At 70.0% G+C, this 14,285-nt stretch carries 11 protein-coding genes; 7 read left to right on the forward strand and 4 right to left on the reverse strand.

All coding sequences use genetic code 11. The annotated features are described in order from the left end of the window. Nucleotides 1-107 precede the first annotated feature (107 nt). The 3 genes from BR39_RS0109815 to BR39_RS0109825 form a co-directional block, all read right to left on the reverse strand. Nucleotides 108-1,763 carry a lysine--tRNA ligase gene (locus BR39_RS0109815; protein WP_029910644.1) on the reverse strand — a complete coding sequence of 552 codons (1,656 nt, stop codon included), beginning with the start codon at nt 1,761-1,763 and terminating at the stop codon, nt 108-110. Nucleotides 1,764-1,935: 172 nt separating this feature from the next. Next, the gene (pgm, locus tag BR39_RS0109820) at nt 1,936-3,573 is read right to left on the reverse strand and encodes a phosphoglucomutase (alpha-D-glucose-1,6-bisphosphate-dependent) (protein ID WP_029910646.1); all 1,638 of its coding nucleotides are present in this window, start codon (nt 3,571-3,573) and stop codon (nt 1,936-1,938) included. Nucleotides 3,574-3,708: 135 nt separating this feature from the next. Further along, complete coding sequence (locus tag BR39_RS0109825; RefSeq protein WP_029910649.1) at nt 3,709-4,587, reverse strand: isoaspartyl peptidase/L-asparaginase family protein; 879 nt, start codon at nt 4,585-4,587, stop codon at nt 3,709-3,711. Nucleotides 4,588-4,671: 84 nt separating this feature from the next. On the opposite strand from BR39_RS0109825, the gene BR39_RS0109830 reads away from it, so the two are divergent. The 6 genes from BR39_RS0109830 to BR39_RS0109855 all read left to right on the forward strand — a co-directional run bounded on the left by BR39_RS0109830 (nt 4,672) and on the right by BR39_RS0109855 (nt 11,431). Then, on the forward strand, nt 4,672-5,670 hold the full coding sequence (locus BR39_RS0109830) for an NADPH:quinone oxidoreductase family protein (RefSeq protein WP_029910652.1): 999 nt from the start codon (nt 4,672-4,674) through the stop codon (nt 5,668-5,670). A gap of 206 nt (nt 5,671-5,876) precedes the next feature. Next, nucleotides 5,877-6,794 carry a WecB/TagA/CpsF family glycosyltransferase gene (locus tag BR39_RS0109835; RefSeq protein ID WP_029910656.1) on the forward strand — a complete coding sequence of 306 codons (918 nt, stop codon included), beginning with the start codon at nt 5,877-5,879 and terminating at the stop codon, nt 6,792-6,794. Further along, complete coding sequence (locus BR39_RS0109840; protein WP_029910660.1) at nt 6,791-6,985, forward strand: hypothetical protein; 195 nt, start codon at nt 6,791-6,793, stop codon at nt 6,983-6,985. The genes BR39_RS0109835 and BR39_RS0109840 overlap by 4 nt, the downstream gene beginning before the upstream one ends. Nucleotides 6,986-7,094: 109 nt before the next feature. Then, a complete protein-coding gene (locus tag BR39_RS0109845) occupies nt 7,095-7,982 on the forward strand; it encodes an SDR family NAD(P)-dependent oxidoreductase (RefSeq protein WP_029910663.1) in 888 nt (295 codons plus the stop codon). 49 nt (nt 7,983-8,031) lie between these two features. Next, nucleotides 8,032-8,925, forward strand: a complete 894-nt coding sequence (locus tag BR39_RS0109850) for a DMT family transporter (protein WP_035018332.1) — start codon at nt 8,032-8,034, stop codon at nt 8,923-8,925. Between the two features lie 70 nt (nt 8,926-8,995). Beyond that, nucleotides 8,996-11,431, forward strand: coding sequence for a bifunctional diguanylate cyclase/phosphodiesterase (locus tag BR39_RS0109855; RefSeq protein ID WP_051695372.1), 2,436 nt, complete (start codon nt 8,996-8,998; stop codon nt 11,429-11,431). Nucleotides 11,432-11,437: 6 nt separating this feature from the next. Here BR39_RS0109855 and BR39_RS0109860 read toward each other — a convergent pair whose 3' ends face one another. Next, nucleotides 11,438-12,982: a helicase HerA-like domain-containing protein gene (locus BR39_RS0109860; protein WP_029910674.1), complete on the reverse strand. Its 1,545-nt coding sequence runs from the start codon at nt 12,980-12,982 to the stop codon at nt 11,438-11,440. A 131-nt stretch (nt 12,983-13,113) separates the two neighbouring features. Here BR39_RS0109860 and BR39_RS0109865 point away from each other — a divergent pair, with 131 nt between their 5' ends. Continuing rightward, nucleotides 13,114-14,259 (forward strand): AI-2E family transporter, encoded by a 1,146-nt coding sequence (locus BR39_RS0109865; RefSeq protein ID WP_029910677.1) that lies wholly within the window; start codon nt 13,114-13,116, stop codon nt 14,257-14,259. Nucleotides 14,260-14,285: the final 26 nt, after the last annotated feature.

Below are 14,285 nucleotides of genomic sequence, written 5' to 3' on the forward strand. Positions count from 1 at the left end.
GGATCCCCAACTGCCTCGAACGGCGAATGAACGCCCGACGCCCCAGCGTCAATGCGTGACGGCGAAAGGACGGGACGCTCGGGGTCCCGCCGCTCGCCGCGTCAGCGTCAGCCCAATTTTTCCTCGATCAGCGCCGTCGTGCGGTCCAGGCCGAAGATCGCCGCGAACGAGCCGAAGCGGGGGCCCTGGCTCTGGCCCAGCAGCACCTCGTAGAGGGCCTGGAACCAGGCGCGCAGCGGGTCGAAGCCGTGGTCCTTGCCGACCGCGAACACCTCGTTCTGGATCAGCTCGGCGTCCTGGCAGTCGGCCGGCAGGGCCTTCAGGCGGGCCAAGAGGTCGACGATCGCCGCGCGTTCCTTGTCGTCGGGCGCGCGGAACGCCTTCGTCGGCTTCACGAAGTCGTCGTAGTAGTTGATCGCGTAGCCGGCCAGGCGGTCCAGCAGCGGCTGGCTCTCGGGCGTGGCGCCCGGGATGTAGCGCGACAGGAAGCCCCACAGGATCGCCTTGTCCGAGGCGTTGGCCGCCGAGACCAGGTTCAGCATCAGGCTGAACGACACCGGCGAGCCGTACTGCGGCGGGCGGCCCGAATGGACGTGCCAGACGGGGTTGTCCAGCTGCTTGACCGGCTCCTGGCGCGGATAGGCGTCCAGCTGCTGCAGGTACTCGTCCGTCGCCTTGGGGATGACGTCGAAATACAGCTTCTTGGCCGACTTGGGGCTCTGGAACATGTAGTACGACAGGCTCTCCGGCGCGCCGTAGCGCAGCCAGTCCTCCATCGACAGGCCGTTGCCCTTGGACTTGGAGATCTTCTGCGAGTTCTCGTCGAGGAAGAGCTCGTAGTTGAAGCCTTCCGGGGGAACCCCGCCCAGCGCCTTACAGATCTGGGCGCTGGCCTTGACCGAGTCGATCAGGTCCTTGCCGCTCATCTCGTAGTCGACGCCCAGGGCGGTCCAGCGCATGGCCCAGTCGGGCTTCCACTGCATCTTCACGTGGCCGCCGGTCACCGGGACCTCGACCTTGGAGCCGTCCTCGTCCTCGAAGACGATCGTGCCCTTGTCGACGTTGCGCTCCAGGGTCGGGACCTGCAGCACCTTGCCGGTCGAGGGGCTGATCGGCAGGAAAGGCGAATAGGTGGCGCGGCGCTCCTCGCCCAGGGTGGGCAGCATGACCTTCTGGATGGCGTCGAAACGCTCCAGGGCGGTCAGCAGGGTCGCGTCGAACAGGCCGCCCTTGTAGCACTCGGTCGACGAGACGAACTCGTACTCGAAGCCGAAGCCGTCCAGGAACGCGCGCAGGCGGGCGTTGTTGTGGGCGCCGAAGCTGTCGTGGGTGCCGAACGGGTCGCGGACCACGGTCAGCGGCTTGCCCAGGTCCTCGATCAGCGGCTGCTTGTTCTCGATGTTGTCGGGAACCTTGCGCAGGCCGTCCATGTCGTCGCTGAAGGCGATCAGGCGCGTGGGGATGGCGTCGTCGGTCAGGGCGCGGAAGGCGCTGCGGACCATGGTCGTGCGCGCCACCTCGCCGAAGGTGCCCAGGTGCGGCAGGCCCGACGGGCCGTAGCCGGTCTCCAGGATCACCGGTTTGGCCAGGGCCGGAAAGGTCTTCACGGCCTCGTCGGCCTTGCCGCTGTTGATCAGCGTGGAGGCGAGGTCGCGTTCGGCGTCGGACAGACGCAGGCGCAGGATGCGGGCGAGCAGGGCGCGCGCCTGCTCGAACGGCCAGGCGCGAGCGTCGCGGGCGAGGGGGGAGAGGCCTTCAAACATGCCGCGCGGTATAGGGGGAAGTCGCGGCGGTGGCTAGGGCGTGGGAGCTCACCCCCTTGCCCCTACCCGGCGGCTTCGCCGCCTGTCCGCCCCCGTAGGGGGCGGAGCGCTCTTCCCCCTCCGGGGGAAGACGACCGCGAAGCGGTCCGTAGGGGGCAAGGGTTGACCGCCGCTAGCCCTTCAACGCCGTCGCCACGACCTCGCGCGCCTCGGCCTGCACCGTCTTCAGATGATCCGGACCCAGGAAGGATTCCGCATAGATTTTGTAGACGTCCTCGGTGCCCGACGGGCGGGCGGCGAACCAGGCGTTCCTGGTCGTCACCTTCAGGCCGCCGATGGCCTCGCCGTTGCCGGGGGCCTTGGTCAGGATGTCGGTGATCGGCTCGCCGGCCAGGTCCTTGGCGGTGACGTCCGACGGGCTGAGCGCGCCCAGGCGGGCCTTCTGCTCCCGGTTGGCCGGGGCGTCGATGCGGGCGTAGGACGGCGCGCCGTATTGGTCGGTGAGACCCTTGTAGAGCTGGCTGGCGCTCGCGCCCGTCTTGGCCTGGATCTCGGCGGCCAGCAGGGCCAGCAGCAGGCCGTCCTTGTCGGTGGTCCACACCGAGCCGTCTTTGCGCAGGAACGAGGCCCCGGCCGACTCCTCGCCGCCGAAACCCACCGAGCCGTCCAGCAGGCCGGGCACGAAATGCTTGAAGCCGACCGGCACCTCCAGCAGGCGGCGGCCCAGGCCCGCCACCACGCGGTCGATCATCGAGGACGAGACCAGGGTCTTGCCCACGGCCACGTCGGGGCCCCAGGCCGGGCGGTTGGCGAACAGATAGGCGATCGAGGCCGCCAGATAGTGGTTGGGGTTCATCAGCCCGCCGTCGGGGGTGACGATCCCGTGGCGGTCGGCGTCGGCGTCGTTGCCGGTGGCGACGTCGTATTTCGCCCCGCCGGCCATGATGTCGATCAGCTTGGCCATGGCGGCCGAGGACGAGCAGTCCATGCGGATTTTGCCGTCGGTGTCGAGCGGCATGAAGGCCCAGCGCGGGTCGACGGCGTCGTTGACCACGGTCAGGTCCAGGCGGTGACGGTCGGCGATGGCGCCCCAGTAGGCGACGGCGGCGCCGCCCAGCGGGTCGGCCCCGATCCTCACCCCGGCCGAACGGATCAGGTCCAGGTCCAGGATCGTCGGCAGGGCGTCGACGTACTGGGCCAGGAAGTCGTGGCGCTTGGCGCCGGCCAGGGCGCGCTCGAACGGGATGCGCTTGACGTCCTTCAGCCCGCCTTCCAGCAGCTGGTTGGCGCGGGCGGCGATCACCGAGGTGGCCTCGCCGCCGGCCGGACCGCCGGACGGGGGATTGTACTTGATGCCGCCGTCGCGCGGCGGGTTGTGCGACGGGGTCAGCAGGATCCCGTCGGCGCTGCCCGGCGCGCGCCGGTTGTGCTCGAGGATGGCCAGCGACACCGCCGGCGTCGGGGTGAAGCCGTCGCGCGAGTCGATCAGGGTCTCGACCCCGTTGGCGACCAGCACCTCCAGCGTCGTGCGCCAGGCCGGCTCGGACAGGCCGTGGGTGTCGCGGCCGACGAACAGCGGACCAGTGATCCCCTGGCTGGCGCGATACTCCGCGATGGCCTGGGCCACGGCCAGGATGTGGTCCTCGTTGAATGCCGCGTCGAAGCTGGAGCCGCGGTGGCCGGAGGTGCCGAAGGCCACGCGGTGGGCGACATTGGCGGGATCGGCGTGGATCTCGAAATAGGCGCGGGTCAGCGCAGCGAGATCGATCAGGTCTTCGGGTCGGGCCTGACGGCCGGCGTGTTCATGCATGCGGGTACCCTTATCGATCACCGGTCTGTGGTTCAACGCCCGGCGCCGCGTCGGACGCGAACGCGGCGACCGGCGCCGCGTGGCGAGGCAGGGGGCTTGTATCGGAGGCTGATGACGATCGCCCGACGCCGGGCGTCAGAACGCCTCGGCCACGATCGACCCGTCCGGCAGCAGGGCCGCGCGCTTGAGGCCGCTGGAGGCGAAGGGCATGGCGACGTTCCCGTCGCGGTCCACCGCGATCAGGCCGCCGTGGCCGCCCAGGTCGGCGACGCCCTGGATGGCGGCCCGGGCGGCCGCCTCCAGGCTCTCGCCGCCGAAGCGGACGCGGTGGGCGATCTGGGCGGCGACCGCGGTGCGGATGAAGTACTCGCCCTGGCCGGTGCAGGACACCGCCGCATGGCCGTCGGCCCAGGCCCCGGCCCCGATGATCGGCGAATCGCCCACCCGGCCCGGCAGCTTGCCGAACACCCCGGCGGTCGAGGTCGCCGCCGCGAGGCGGCCCTCGGCGTCGCGGACCACGCAGCCGACGGTGCCGGTGGGCAGGACCTCAGGGGCGTGGTTGGCCTCGAAGGCGCCGGCATGGGTGAACCAGGTCGCGGGGTCGTCGATGGTCTTCAGCCCCTGCTCGCGGGCGAAGGCCATGGCCCCCTCGCCGGCCAGCATCACGTGCGGCGTCCTCTCCATCACCGCCCGGGCGGCCAGGATCGGGCTCTCGAAGCCCTGCAGGGCCGCCACCGATCCGGCCTTCAGGGTCGCGCCGTCCATCAGGCTGGCGTCCAGCTCGTATTCCCCGTCGGCGTTGGGCGAGGCGCCCTTGCCGGCGATGTAGAGGCCGCTGGCCTCCAGGGCGACCACGGTCTCGACCGCCACGTCCAGGGCGCGGGCCCCCGCCGCCAGCCGGTCGCGCGCCGCCTCGACCAGGCCGCGCATGTGGGCGATCTCGACGCCGTAGTCATGGCCGCGCTTGGGCCCGGCGCCGCCGTGCAGGGCGAGAGTAAAACGTTTGTTTGACATTCTGCTTCCTTGGCCGGCGGGCGTGCGCTAGCGTCCGGCTCCTTAACGAAGAACGCGCAACGAAGACAGCGGGAGAGAGACGAGATGAAGGCGGTGCTCAGCAAGACCGTGGGCGGACCCGAGACCCTGGTGCTGGAGGAGCTTCCCGATCCCGTCGCCGGTCCGGGGCAGGTGGTGCTGGCCGTCAAGGCCTGCGGCGTCAACTATCCCGACGTGCTGATCATCGAGGACAAGTATCAGTTCAAGCCCGAGCGGCCGTTCGCTCCGGGCGGCGAGGTCTCGGGCCTGGTCACCTCGGTGGGCGAGGGCGTCACCACCCTGAAGGTCGGCCAGCGGGTGCTGGCCTCGACCGGCTGGGGCGGCATGGCCGAGCAGGTGGCGCTGGACGCCAACCGCTGCACCCCGATCCCCGACAACATGCCCTTCGACGAGGCCGCCGCCTTCATCCTGACCTACGGCACCTCGTACTACGCCCTGAAGGACCGCGGCCGTCTGAAGGCCGACGAAACCCTGCTGGTGCTGGGCGCGGCCGGCGGGGTGGGCCTGGCGGCGGTCGAACTGGGCAAGGCGGCCGGGGCGCGGGTGATCGCCGCCTGCTCCAGCCAGGAGAAGGTCGACCTGGCCATCAAGCACGGGGCCGACGCCGGCGTGGTCTATCCGCGCGGCCCGTTCGACAAGGACGGACAGAAGGCCCTGGCCGAGCTGATCAAGGGCGCCTGCGGCCCGAACGGCTGGGACGTGGCCTATGACGCGGTCGGCGGCGACTATTCGGAGGCCACGATCCGCGCCGCCGGCTGGGGCGGCCGCTTCCTGGTGATCGGCTTCCCGTCGGGCATCCCCAAGATCCCGCTGAACCTGACCCTGCTGAAGTCCTGCGACATCGTCGGGGTGTTCTGGGGCGCCTCGGTGGCCCGCGATCCCAAGGGCCACGTCCAGAACGTCCGCGAGCTGATGGACCTCTACGCGGCCGGCAAGATCAAGCCCTACGTTTCCGAGCGCTTCCCCCTGGCCAAGGCCGGCGACGCCATCGCCCACCTGGCCAGCCGCAAGGCCATGGGCAAGGTCGTGGTCGTCAACGAATAACTTGCGACATCTGCGCGCATGTCGATCGTTGTTCGCCGAAGCGGAAGTCTTCGAAGACTACGATCGACATGCGGCGTCAGGACTTTAAATGGTAAATCGTTCTTGAAACGAAATTTCAAGGTTAAGCGTCGCTAAGCATCCTTCTTGGGAAACGGCTAAGCCTGTTCCTGTAGACCTGTGCTCCAAGTCGTCGGAGTCGGGCCAAGATGTTTCTTCCAGCGAGGGACGCATTCTCTCCAGAGGTGCGTCAGAACTTCCGTCTGAACCGCCGCCCGGAAGAGCGGGTGCAGGTTCTCGGCGGTTCGATGGACCTGGTCCGTCCCGAGGAAGTCTTCCACTTCGTGGCCGGCAAGATCGCCGCGCGCGAAAGCGCCGTGGTCGCCAACCACAACCTCCACAGCCTGTACCTGATCCGCAAGGACGAGCGGATCGCCGAGTTCTTCCGCAAGTCCGACCTGATCGAGGTCGACTCGGTGCCGGTGATCTTCTGGGCGCGCATCGTCGGCCGGGCCAGCCGCCGCTTCCACCGCTGCACCTACCTGGACTGGCGCGACGCCTTCTGGGAGCGGGCCATCCGCGAGAACTGGAAGGTCTTCTTCGTGGGCGGCGCCCCGGGCGTCGGCGAGAAGGCGGCCGCCCGCATCCGGGCCGACTGGCCGGGCGCGCAGCTGGCCACCCATCACGGCTATTTCGACGCGACCTCCGGCTCGGCCGAGAACCAGGCGGTGGTCGACGCGATCAACGCCTACCGGCCCGACATCGTGCTGGTCGGCATGGGCATGCCGCGCCAGGAGATCTGGGTCCTGGAGAACCAGTCCAGGCTGGGCGCCTGCGTGACCTTCACGGTCGGCGGGGCGTTCGACTACGAGGCCGGCGTCCAGCGTCCCTCGCCCCGCTGGATGGGGCAGGTGGGCATGGAATGGCTGTTCCGCCTGGCCGTCGACCCCCAGCGCCTGTTCACCCGCTACTGCGTGGAGCCCTGGCACCTGATGGGGCCGGCTATACGCGATTTGGGGAAAGCGATTGCCAGGCAGGCCGCTTCCCGCAAAGGGTCCGAAGCCCCCCGTGCCGAGTATGCGCGGGCGGCGGATTTAGCGCGCTCTGACAGTCTGGGGGGACGATGAGCTTGAAGATCTATCTGCCGCCGGCCGGGAAGGTCGAACGGCCCCGCCTGGCGCAGCGCGTCGCGGCGGTGTTCGGCCTGGCCGGTCTGGTCCTGGCCTGGGCGGTGTTCCTGCTGCCCTGCGCGGTGTGGCTGCTGTTCAGCCTGGCCGCCAGCCGCCTGCAGCCGGCGCTCGCCCGCCAACAAGCCTGAACGCTGTTCACTTATTTCTAGCCATGCGCGCTCCGGCGCGCCAGGATGCTCGCGCCTGACGCAGCGGCCCGTTCCTCGAGAGGTCGCGCGCGGCCAAAGGGAGCGGCGCATGACGGGACGTCTGGACGGCAAGGTTGCGGTGGTCACCGGCGGGTGCTCGGGCATCGGCCTGGGAACGGTGGAACTGTTCGTGGCGCAGGGCGCGAGCGTCGTCGCCGCCGACCTGCAGGCCGAGAAGGGGGCGATGCTGGAGAAGCGTTTCCCCGGCAAGGTCCGCTTCGCGCCGTGCGACGTCACCCACGAAAGCCAGATCGCCGCGGCGGTGGAACTGGCGCAGGAGGCCTTCGGCGGCCTCGACATCCTGTTCAACAACGCTGGCATGGGCGGCGCGCCCAACGGCGTGGCCGACATGACCGCCGAGGGCTGGGACGCCACCTTCGCCCTGCTGCTGCGCGGGCCGGTGCTGGGCATGAAGCACGCCCTGCCGCTGATGCTGGAGCGCGGCGGCGGCAGCATCATCAACACCGCCTCGATCGCCGGCCTGCAGGCGGGCTTCGGGCCCCTGGCCTATTCGACGGCCAAGGCGGCGGTGATCCACATGAGCAAGTGCGCGGCGGCCGAGCTGTCGCCGCTGAAGGTCCGGGTCAACGCCATCTGCCCCGGCCTGATCGCCACCTCGATCTTCGGCGCCTCGATGGGCCTGCCGCGCGAGGTCGCCGACCAGATGGCCGCCCGCGTCGCCGAGGTCGGGCCGAAGATCCAGCCGATCCCCAAGGCCGGCCTGCCCGACGACATCGCCCGCGCCGCCCTCTACCTGGCCAGCGACGATTCAGAGTTCGTCACCGGCACGCACATCGTGGTGGACGGCGGGATCACGGTCGGCGGCCGCCACGCCTGGGACCGCGCCTCGCCCTCGCCGCTGCTGTCGGCCATGGGCATCACGCCGGAACAGGCCGAGCAGATGCGGGCGGCGATGATCGCCTCGCAAACCCAGTGAGCCTGGCCCAGTGAGCGTGATCGCCGCCGGGCGGACGTTCGGGTCCCGCCTGACGCCGAACCTGCGCGGAGCCTTGTGGATGCTGGCCTCGGCGGTGCTGTTCACCGCCATGACCACCCTGATCAAGTATCTGGGAGCGGGCTATCCGGCCGCGCTGCAGACCTTCTACCGGCAGCTGGCGGGGGCGGTGATCCTGCTGCCGCTGGTGGCGCGCGACTGGCGCGGGGCCCTGCGGACCACGCGGCCCGGCATCCTGGTCTTCCGGTCCAGCGCCGGGGTGCTGGCGATGATCCTGGCCTTCTACGCCTATCAGGAACTGCCGCTGGCCGACGCCAACGCCCTGTCGTTCACCCGCACCCTGTGGCTGGTGCCGCTGGCGGGGCTGGTGCTGCGCGAGCCGGTCGGACCCCTGCGGATCGGCGCGGCCCTGGTCGGCTTCGTCGGGGTGCTGGTCATGCTGAAGCCGGGCGGGGCGGGCGCTGCCCACTGGCTGGGCTGGCCGCAGGCGGCGGCCCTGGCCTCGGCCCTGCTGTTCGCCCTGACCATCACCGGCATGAAGGTGATGACCCGCGACCATTCGCCCTTCACCCTGCTGGTCTACGCGGCCGGGCTGGGCCTGGTCTTCTCGATCCCGCCGGCCCTGTTCGTCTGGCGCTGGCCCACCTGGCCGGACCTGGGCCTGCTGGCCCTGATGGGCGTGATCGGCACCCTGACCCAGGGCTGCTACATCAAGGGCATGGAGGCGGGCGAGGCGGCGGTGATGGCGCCGATCGACTATACCCGCCTGGTGTTCGCGGTGGTCGCCGGCCTGGTGCTGTTCCACGAGACGCCCAGTCCGGCCGTGCTGCTGGGCGCGGCGATCGTCGTGGCCTCGACCCTCTTCATCAGCTGGCGGGAACATCAGCTGTCGCGGCGCAAGGGCCTCGCCGAGGCCGTGGACTAGGCCTTCAGAACACGGCCTTATAGCGAAACGCTTTTTTTGCATCTTCCCCGGTATTCATAGGACGAATGCCCTGGGGGACCTGCGCTTGCTGAAGGTTTTGACCTGCCTGACGACGGAGCATGACCTGCGTTTGGTCGTGGTCGCCGGACTGATCTGCTTCGCCGCCTGCTTCACGGCGTTCCGGCTCTATTCGCGCATGCGCGGAGCCAAGGGCGTGGTCCGGGCCGCGTGGCTGCTGCTGACCGGCCTAGTGGCCGGATCGGGCGTTTGGGCCACCCACTTCATCGCCATGGTCGCCTACAGCCCCGGCCTGAAGACCGGCTACAGCCCTTCGGGCACCCTGCTGTCGCTGATGATCGCGGTGCTGTTCATGGCCGGCGGCTTCGCCGTGGCCTCGGCCCAGCGCACGCGGACCAACGACTTCGCCGGCGGCCTGATCCTGGGCATGGGCATCGCCGCCATGCACTACACCGGCATGTCGGCCTTCGTGACCCAGGGCTTCGTGCAGTGGGAGCAGGCCGTCATCGCCCTGTCGGTCCTGGCCGGCGTCGTCGGCGCGGCGGGCGCGCTGCAGCTGGCCGGCCGCGCGCGCAGCCTGCTCAAGCAGCTGGGCGGCGGCGCGATCCTGACCCTGGGCGTCTGCGCCCTGCACTTCATCGGCATGGGCGCGATCACCATCGTGCCCGATCCTTCGATCAACGTGCCCGACCAGATGCTGTCGGGCGCGATCCTGACCCTGGCCGTGACCTCGATCACCGGCATGATCATCCTGGGCGGCCTGGGCGCGGTGGCCATCGAGTCCTCGACCAGCCGCTCGGCCCTGGACCGCATCCGCCGCCTGGCCAACGCCGCCTACGAGGGCATCGTGGTGGTCCAGGACGGCCGCATCAACGACGCCAACGCCGCCTTCTGCGAGCTGGTGGGCCTCGACCTGGACGGCCTGCTGCGCTCGCCCCTGTCCAACCTGCTGACCTTCGACACCGACGGGCCGCCCCGCGAGGGCGTGCGCCGCGAAGGCGTGCTGCAACCGGCCGACGGCGGCCGGGCGATCCCGGTCGAGGTGTTCTCGCGCCTGATGGACGACGGCGCCCGCCAGGAGACCTCGGGCCTGACGGTGCTGGCGGTCCGCGACCTGCGCGAACGCCGCTCGGCCGAGGAGAAGATCCGCTATCTGGCCGAACACGACGGCCTGACCGGCCTGCCCAACCGCAATTCGCTGCAGGCCCGCCTGGCCGCCGCCCTCGACCGCGTCGAGGCCTCGGGCGAGAGCCTGTCGCTGATCTGCATCGACCTTGACCACTTCAAGGAAGCCAACGACCTGCACGGCCACCTTGCGGGCGACGCCCTGCTGGTCGAGACCGCGCGTCGTCTGCAGGACAGCCTGACGGCCCCGTCCTTCGCGGCCCGCCTCGGCGGCGACGAGTTCATCGTCGTCCAGGTGGCCGCCGGCGACCAGCCCGCCGCCGCCGCCGAACTGGCCGGCCGGCTGCTGGAGGCCCTGGCGGCCCCGGCGACCCACGAAGGCCAGGAGCTGGCCATGGGCGCCAGCCTGGGCGTGTCGCTGTTCCCCGACGACGGCCGCACCGCCGAGGCCCTGCTGGCCAACGCCGACATGGCCCTGTACCGCGCCAAGGAAAGCGGCCGCGGCGCCTATCGCTTCTTCAAGCGCGAGATGGACGAGTCGATCCGCGAGCGCCGGACCCTGGCCCGCGAGCTGCGTCAGGCGATCGCCGACGAGGACCTGGTCGTCTACTACCAGCCGCTGGCCAAGGCGGCCGACGGCGAGGTGTGCGGCTTCGAGGCCCTGGTGCGCTGGAACCACCCGGTGCGCGGCATGGTCCCGCCGCTGGAGTTCATCCCGGTCGCCGAGGAGAACGGCCTGATCACCCAGCTGGGCGAGTGGGTCCTGCGTCGCGCCTGCGCCGACGCCGTCACCTGGGAGCGGCCGCTGCGCATCGCGGTCAACCTGTCGCCGCTGCAGCTGAACCAGCCCAACCTGCCGACCCTGGTGCACGAGGTGCTGGTGGCCACCGGCCTGTCGCCCAAGCGGCTGGAGCTGGAGATCACCGAAAGCGCCCTGTTCAAGGACTATCAGCGGGCGCTGGACAACCTGCGCCGGCTGAAGGCCCTGGGCGTGCGCATCGCCATGGACGACTTCGGCACCGGCTTCTCGTCCCTGTCGACCCTGCAGTCGTTCCCGTTCGACAAGATCAAGATCGACAAGAGCTTCGTCGAGAACATCCACCGCCACGACCGCGCGACCGTGATCGTCCGCGCCGTGCTGGGCCTGGGCCGCAGCCTGGAGATCCCCTGCGTGGCCGAGGGCGTGGAGACCCAGGAGCAGATCGACTTCCTGCGCGGCGAGAACTGCGCCGAGCTGCAGGGCTACGCCATCGGCCGCCCGTCGCCCGTCGACGCCATTTCAGCCTGGACCCTGGCCAGCGCGACCTCGGCCTACAAGCCGGAAGCCGCGCCGAAGAAGCCGCGCCGCCGCAAGGCCGCTTAGAGCAGCTTACCGCCGCCGCGACATGCCGCCCAGCAGGCCGCGCATGATCTCGCGGCCGGCCTGGCTGGCGATCGTGCGGACCAGCGAGGTGGCGAACGCCTCGGCCACGGACTGGCGGCTGGACGCCCGGGGACGCGGCGCGGCCCGGGCCTCGCGCGCTTCCTCCCGTTCCCGGACCTTTTCGGCGGCCGCGCGCTGGCGCTCGGCCTCGGCCGCCGTGGCGGCGTCCTGGGCCTGCCGCTGGGCCTGGACCGCGCGGCCCTGCAGGATCTCGTAGGCGGACTCGCGGTCCAGCGCCTGGTCGTAGAGCCCGGCGACCGGGCTCCGGGCGATCAGGGCGGCGCGCTCCTCCGGCGTCAGCGGACCCAGGCGCGAGGCCGGCGGGCGGATCAGGGTCTTCTGGACCATGCAGGGCGCGCCCTTGGCGTCGAGGGTCGAGATCAGCGCCTCGCCCACGCCCAGGGCCTGGATGGTGTCGGCCGTGTCGAAGGCGGGGTTTTCGCGGAACGACTGGGCGGCGGCCTTCAGGCCCTTCTGGTCGGCCGGGGTGTAGGCCCGCAGCGCGTGCTGCACCCGCGCGCCCAGCTGGCCCAGCACGGCGTCGGGGATGTCGGCCGGGTTCTGGGTGACGAAATAGATGCCCACGCCCTTCGAACGGATCAGCCGCACGACCTGCTCGATCTTCTCCAGCAGCGGCTTTTCCGCGTCGTTGAACAGCAGGTGGGCCTCGTCGAAGAAGAACACCAGCTTGGGCTTGTCCGGGTCGCCCACCTCGGGCAGCTCCTCGAACAGCTCCGACAGCAGCCACAGCAGGAAGGTCGAATAGAGCTTGGGCGACTGGATCAGCCGGTCGGCCGCCAGCAGGTTGACGTAGCCGCGCCCGGCTGCGTCGGTGCGCATGATGTCGGCCAGCTTCAGGGCCGGTTCGCCGAAGAAGTTCTCGGCCCCCTGGCTCTGCAGGGTCAGCAGCTTGCGCTGGATCGCGCCCACCGTGGCCGGCGAGACGTTGCCGTATTGCGTGCCGATCTCGGCGGCGTGGTCGGCGACGTATTTCAGGGCCGCCTGCAGGTCCTTCAGGTCCAGCAGCAGCAGGCCGTCCTGGTCGGCGACGTGGAAGACCACGGTCAGCACGCCCTCCTGCACGTCGTTCAGCTCGAGCAGCCGCGACAGCAGCACCGGGCCCATCTCGGAGATGGTGGTGCGGATCGGGTGGCCCTTCTGGCCGAACAGGTCCCAGAACACCACGGGCGGGGCGGACGGGGTCAGGGCCAGGCCCATGGACGCGGCGCGCTCCTGCATCTGGGCGTTCGGCGCGCCGGTCATGGCCACGCCGGAGAGGTCGCCCTTCACGTCGGCGGCGAACACCGGAACGCCCGCGTCGGCGAAGGCCTGGGCCATGACCTGGAGGGTGACGGTCTTGCCCGTTCCGGTCGCGCCGGCCACCACGCCGTGGCGGTTGGAGCGGTCCAGGCGCTGGGTCACCGGCCCGTCGCCGGCCCCTCCCTGGCTGAGCCCGATGAGGATTTCGCCTTCGCCGATCGCCAGGGTCATACGCAACGTCCTTCACATTGGGGACTTAAGCCTAGCCCCGGCCTTGCGCGCCGCCAATCGGCTCGCGCAATGTGGCCCCAGTCTTTATGCAGACGCTCTAGCCGACGCCGACCGAGAAAGAGATATCCCCGATGGCCATTCCCGCGTCGATCACCGGTCGCAACGCCCTGGTGTTCCTGGCGGTCATCGCCGGCGGCGCGGCGCTGTACTGGATGCAGGACATCCTGACGCCCCTGGCCATGGCCGTGTTTCTGGCCGTGATGATCGACAGCTTCGCCCGCGTGCTGATCGAACGGGTGCCGCGCTTTCCCAAGGCCCTGGCCCTGCCCAGCGCCATCGTCCTGTCGATCGGCATGTTCGCCGGCGCGGTCTGGGTGGTGACGTCGAACGGCGCGGAGTTCGTGAGCCAGATCCGCGACTACGCCCCGCGGCTGAACGAGGTGATCGCCAAGGTGGCTTCCCTGGTCGGCATCAAGGTGGCGCCGACGATCGGCGACCTGATCAACCAGCTCAATCCCAGCAAATACGCGGGGGCCGCCGCCCAGAGCCTGCAGAATTTCGCCTCCAGCGCCATCTTGGTGCTGATCTATCTGGGCTTCATCATCGCCTCGCGGCGGGGGTTCAGTCGCAAGATCGTCGCGCTCTATCCCCACCATGCCGAGCGCGACGGCGCGATGCAGCTGTTCCAGCGCATCCGCAACGGGGTGGAGCAGTACCTGTGGATCCAGACCGTCACCGGCCTGATGATCGCCGTCGCCGCCTGGGTGGTGATGATGCTGCTGCGCCTGGACAACGCCCTGTTCTGGGCCTTCCTGATCTTCGTGGCCGCCTACATCCCGATTATCGGCGGCGCGATCGGCTGCATCCTGCCGCCGCTGTTCGCCCTGGTGCAGTTCCCCGACAGCTTCTGGCCGGCCCTGATCCTGTTCGGCTGCCTGGAGCTGATCTTCTTCGTGGTCGGCAACGTGATCTATCCGCGCATGCAGGGCGACAGCCTGAACATGGACCCGACCGTCGTCCTGCTGTCCCTGGCGGTCTGGGGCGCCCTGTGGGGCGTGACCGGCATGTTCCTGTCCACGCCCCTGACCGTGGCGGCGATGCTGATCCTGGCCCAGTTCGACGGCACGCGCTGGATCGCCATCCTGCTGTCGGAAGACGGCGATCCCAGCGGCGACAGCCTGAACCGTCGGGCGCCGGGCGCCTCCGGCAAGCCGCCGTCGGACAAAAAAGCCGGCGCGGAGTCGTCTTCGCGACAGAAGTCGACCAAGGGGGCTTAAAATCCCAAATGGCCTTCCTATCTACA

It is taken from the genome of Caulobacter sp. UNC358MFTsu5.1 (assembly GCF_000712075.1).
In the GTDB taxonomy this organism is placed as follows: Bacteria; Pseudomonadota; Alphaproteobacteria; order Caulobacterales; family Caulobacteraceae; genus Caulobacter.